Origin of the sequence: Streptomyces sp. NPDC051452 (assembly GCF_044454765.1) — a bacterium.
In the GTDB taxonomy this organism is placed as follows: Bacteria; Actinomycetota; Actinomycetes; order Streptomycetales; family Streptomycetaceae; genus Streptomyces.
The window spans coordinates 1-3,194 of the sequence record NZ_JBITEB010000041.1; the positions used below are offsets into that span (position 1 = coordinate 1).

Genomic DNA, 3,194 nt, shown 5'->3' on the forward strand with positions numbered 1-3,194 from the left:
AACACAGTGAACGCGAGCATCAATGGACAAGCCCTCGGCCTATTAGTACCAGTCAACTCCACCGGTTACCCGGCTTCCATATCTGGCCTATCAACCCAGTCGTCTACTGGGAGCCTTACCCTCTCAAGGAGGTGGGAATACTCATCTCGAAGCAGGCTTCCCGCTTAGATGCTTTCAGCGGTTATCCCTCCCGAACGTAGCCAACCAGCCATGCCCTTGGCAGGACAACTGGCACACCAGAGGTTCGTCCGTCCCGGTCCTCTCGTACTAGGGACAGCCCTTCTCAATATTCCTACGCGCACAGCGGATAGGGACCGAACTGTCTCACGACGTTCTAAACCCAGCTCGCGTACCGCTTTAATGGGCGAACAGCCCAACCCTTGGGACCGACTCCAGCCCCAGGATGCGACGAGCCGACATCGAGGTGCCAAACCATCCCGTCGATATGGACTCTTGGGGAAGATCAGCCTGTTATCCCCGGGGTACCTTTTATCCGTTGAGCGACGGCGCTTCCACAAGCCACCGCCGGATCACTAGTCCCGACTTTCGTCCCTGCTCGACCCGTCGGTCTCACAGTCAAGCTCCCTTGTGCACTTACACTCAACACCTGATTGCCAACCAGGCTGAGGGAACCTTTGGGCGCCTCCGTTACTCTTTAGGAGGCAACCGCCCCAGTTAAACTACCCATCAGACACTGTCCCTGATCCGGATCACGGACCCAGGTTAGACATCCAGCACGACCAGACTGGTATTTCAACGACGACTCCACGACCACTGGCGTGGCCGCTTCAAAGTCTCCCAGCTATCCTACACAAGCCGAACCGAACACCAATATCAAACTGTAGTAAAGGTCCCGGGGTCTTTCCGTCCTGCTGCGCGAAACGAGCATCTTTACTCGTAGTGCAATTTCACCGGGCCTATGGTTGAGACAGTCGAGAAGTCGTTACGCCATTCGTGCAGGTCGGAACTTACCCGACAAGGAATTTCGCTACCTTAGGATGGTTATAGTTACCACCGCCGTTTACTGGCGCTTAAGTTCTCAGCTTCGCCTGGACGAATCCAAGCTAACCGGTCCCCTTAACGTTCCAGCACCGGGCAGGCGTCAGTCCGTATACATCGCCTTACGGCTTCGCACGGACCTGTGTTTTTAGTAAACAGTCGCTTCTCGCTGGTCTCTGCGGCCACACCCAGCTCACGGAGAAAATCCGATCACCAAGCATGGCCCCCCTTCTCCCGAAGTTACGGGGGCATTTTGCCGAGTTCCTTAACCATAGTTCACCCGAACGCCTCGGTATTCTCTACCTGACCACCTGAGTCGGTTTAGGGTACGGGCCGCCATGAAACTCGCTAGAGGCTTTTCTCGACAGCATAGGATCATCCACTTCACCACAATCGGCTCGGCATCAGGTCTCAGACTATGTGCTGCCCGGATTTACCTGGACAACGTCCTACACCCTTACCCCGGGACTACCACCGCCCGGGATGGACTACCTTCCTGCGTCACCCCATCACTCACCTACTAACCGCTTGGTTCGGCGGCTCCACCACTTTCCTTTCCCCGAAGGGTCCGGAACGGCTTCACGGCCTTAGCATCACGATGCTCGATGTTTGACGCTTCACAGCGGGTACCGGAATATCAACCGGTTATCCATCGACTACGCCTGTCGGCCTCGCCTTAGGTCCCGACTTACCCTGGGCAGATCAGCTTGACCCAGGAACCCTTAGTCAATCGGCGCAAACGTTTCTCACGTTTGTATCGCTACTCATGCCTGCATTCTCACTCGTCAACCGTCCACAACTACCTTCCGGTGCTGCTTCACCCGGCAGACGACGCTCCCCTACCCATCCATACAGGCGTTGGCCCTATTGTATGAATGACACGACTTCGGCGGTACGCTTGAGCCCCGCTACATTGTCGGCGCGGAATCACTAGACCAGTGAGCTATTACGCACTCTTTCAAGGGTGGCTGCTTCTAAGCCAACCTCCTGGTTGTCTGTGCGACTCCACATCCTTTCCCACTTAGCGTACGCTTAGGGGCCTTAGTCGATGCTCTGGGCTGTTTCCCTCTCGACCATGGAGCTTATCCCCCACAGTCTCACTGCCGCGCTCTCACTTACCGGCATTCGGAGTTTGGCTAAGGTCAGTAACCCGGTAGGGCCCATCGCCTATCCAGTGCTCTACCTCCGGCAAGAAACACACGACGCTGCACCTAAATGCATTTCGGGGAGAACCAGCTATCACGGAGTTTGATTGGCCTTTCACCCCTAACCACAGGTCATCCCCCAGGTTTTCAACCCTGGTGGGTTCGGTCCTCCACGAAGTCTTACCTCCGCTTCAACCTGCCCATGGCTAGATCACTCCGCTTCGGGTCTTGAGCGTGCTACTGAAACGCCCTATTCGGACTCGCTTTCGCTACGGCTTCCCCACTCGGGTTAACCTCGCAACACACCGCAAACTCGCAGGCTCATTCTTCAAAAGGCACGCAGTCACGAGAACAAGGCAAGCCTTGTTCCGACGCTCCCACGGCTTGTAGGCACACGGTTTCAGGTACTATTTCACTCCGCTCCCGCGGTACTTTTCACCATTCCCTCACGGTACTATCCGCTATCGGTCACCAGGGAATATTTAGGCTTAGCGGGTGGTCCCGCCAGATTCACACGGGATTTCTCGGGCCCCGTGCTACTTGGGTGTCTCTCAAACGAGCCGCTGATGTTTCGACTACGGGGGTCTTACCCTCTACGCCGGACCTTTCGCATGTCCTTCGCCTACATCAACGGTTTCTGACTCGCCTCACAGCCGGCAGACTGTGAAAGAGAGATCCCACAACCCCGCATGCGCAACCCCTGCCGGGTCTCACACGCATACGGTTTGGCCTCATCCGGTTTCGCTCGCCACTACTCCCGGAATCACGGTTGTTTTCTCTTCCTGAGGGTACTGAGATGTTTCACTTCCCCTCGTTCCCTCCACACTGCCTATGTGTTCAGCAGTGGGTGACAGCCCATGACGACTGCCGGGTTTCCCCATTCGGAAACCCCCGGATCAAAGCCTGGTTGACGACTCCCCGGGGACTATCGTGGCCTCCCACGTCCTTCATCGGTTCCTGGTGCCAAGGCATCCACCGTGCGCCCTTAAAAACTTGGCCACAGATGCTCGCGTTCACTGTGTAGTTCTCAAACAACGACCAGCCACCCAT

The 3,194-nt window shown here is 56.3% G+C and carries 1 rRNA gene; it reads right to left on the reverse strand.

Features of this window, described 5'->3' with window-relative positions:
* Positions 1 to 22: 22 nt before the first annotated feature.
* A 23S ribosomal RNA gene (locus ACIBA9_RS38055) occupies positions 23 to 3,143 on the reverse strand.
* Positions 3,144 to 3,194 lie beyond the last annotated feature (51 nt).